The sequence below is a fragment of the Streptomyces sp. YS-3 genome, assembly GCF_045257485.1.
Taxonomy (GTDB): Bacteria; Actinomycetota; Actinomycetes; order Streptomycetales; family Streptomycetaceae; genus Streptomyces.
Map to the genome: position 1 here is coordinate 1 of NZ_JBJHPC010000918.1, position 1,791 is coordinate 1,791.

Sequence of the window (1,791 nt, forward strand, 5' to 3'; positions counted from 1 at the left end):
TGACGGGCAGGAGGTCAATGTTGAAGTCCGGCGCTGGGGGCGGTACAGCGCAGCTGGTGCCTAACAGGAGGCCGCAGAGGGCGAGCGGGAGGGTCCAGCGAAGTACGGGCATAGGAGGCTCCTGGAACGTCGGGTGTGCTCCGGGCAGGGGGGAGTGAGCTGGAGGGGGCGGCTGTTCGTCAGCCTGCTTCCAGGGTTTTGAGGAAGAGACTGAAGGAGGTGAAGAACGTCCCTGTCCCGTGGTAGACGGCCAGTACGGCGTGGGCGATCTGCAGGGGTGCGGTGGCGATGGCGAACAGGGTGATGACCATCAGAAGCCAGAAGAGCAGGCCGCGGGGGCGGGAGTACATCAGTTGCCCTCCCTGCGGGGCGCCGTGCCAACGGGGCAGGTGATCGACGCAAAGCCCGGGAACGCCCGGCGTATGTGTCGGGGGCGGGACGTCGTCTGAGACACCGGATCATGGGGGGATGCCTCCCTGTGACGGGGCGTGCCCCAGGGGTGCGGGTGCGGCACCACCACAAGGCGCCCGTGGACACCTCCACATGACCCGTTCACACCCGTTGCGGGCAACCGCGCATACAAAGGCGCACGGGCCGCAAGGGGCAGCCCCCACATCGCCACAGCGAGCCCGCGCACGCCCAGCGCGTCCCCGCGCCCAGGAACCGGCCCCCGGAACAAAGGGCCATCGGCTGGTCTTCGCAGGTACTACGGATGGTTCCCGCTGGGGCACCCCGGCACCGGTGACAGTTGGACGCTCGCCGTCACCGGAACCGCCACGGTCCCCGGCCACCGGATCCGCTGTGACACCGAGAAGACCGAACGGAGATCGTCGCCTCAGCGCGGCTCAGCGCTGCTGTGGGGGCAGCGCGGCTGAGCCCGGATGACCGCGTCCTGCTCGGCCAGGGCGCGTGCGCGGCAGCAGAGCTGGATGGCGCAAGCGTGCACAACGGCGTCCGGTTCGCCAGCGTGCCAGGTGACGACACCGGCTTCTTCTTCCGGATCGAACCACTTCACAGTCCCCTCGGGCACAACGCGCACCTCCCGACGCCAGGATAGGAAACACAGGGCTCCTGGCCGGTGTTGTGGTTCGCGCAGGCCGCGCGCGCCCTGGGTGAGCGGGCGTTGCTGTGGGCGCGAACCGGGTGGTCAGCGCTGTGCCAGCGGTGGCTGGCGGAGGACAGGCGTCGTGTGAGCATGCGGGGTCGCGTCGGGTGGCGGGGTTGACGCTCTGTGGTGGAGGCCGCGGTTCGGTGCCGGAAACCGTGTTCGCTTCGTTGAGTCTGCTGCTCCGTTCCGTGGTGGCAGGCATGGGGGGAGGGCGGCTTTCGATCGGGAGCCGGAGATTGCCTGCGGGTGGTACCGCTGCCGCCGGTGCGGTGGCTGATGGTGCTGGTGGGGTTTGGTTTGCCCGCTCTACACGAGCAGGGGCTTGGCGTCGGGCCAGGTGAGGGCGGCTGATCCCCAGGTGAGTCCGGCGCCGAAGGTGGTGAGCAGGGTGCGGGCGCCGGGTTGGACGGCCTGGCGTGCCGCGGTGTCGGCGATGGCGAGGGGCAGGGAGGCGGCGGAGGTGTTGCCGACGTCGGCGATGTTCCCGAAGCAGCTTCGTGCTGTGATGCCCAGCTGGTCGGCGACGGCGGTGAGGAGGTGGGCGTTGGCCTGCTGGCCGATGAAGGCGTGCACGGAGCGGGCGGGCCAGCCTGCCCGGTCGAGTACGTGCTGGGAGGAGGCGGTCATGCGCGTGACCGCGTGGGTGAAGGCTTGCGGGCCCTGTTCGCGTAGGCAGTGCCGGG

Annotated in this window: 2 protein-coding genes; both read right to left on the reverse strand. The window is 69.9% G+C overall.

The window, feature by feature from the left end; translation table 11 throughout:
• Positions 1–179 precede the first annotated feature (179 nt).
• Positions 180–350, reverse strand: coding sequence for a hypothetical protein (locus ACJA3G_RS36250; RefSeq protein ID WP_406557282.1), 171 nt, complete (start codon positions 348–350; stop codon positions 180–182).
• A 1,064-nt stretch (positions 351–1,414) separates the two neighbouring features.
• Positions 1,415–1,791, reverse strand: a 377-nt coding sequence (locus tag ACJA3G_RS36255) for a 3-oxoacyl-[acyl-carrier-protein] synthase III C-terminal domain-containing protein (RefSeq protein WP_406557283.1), incomplete at its 5' end; no start/stop codon positions are given.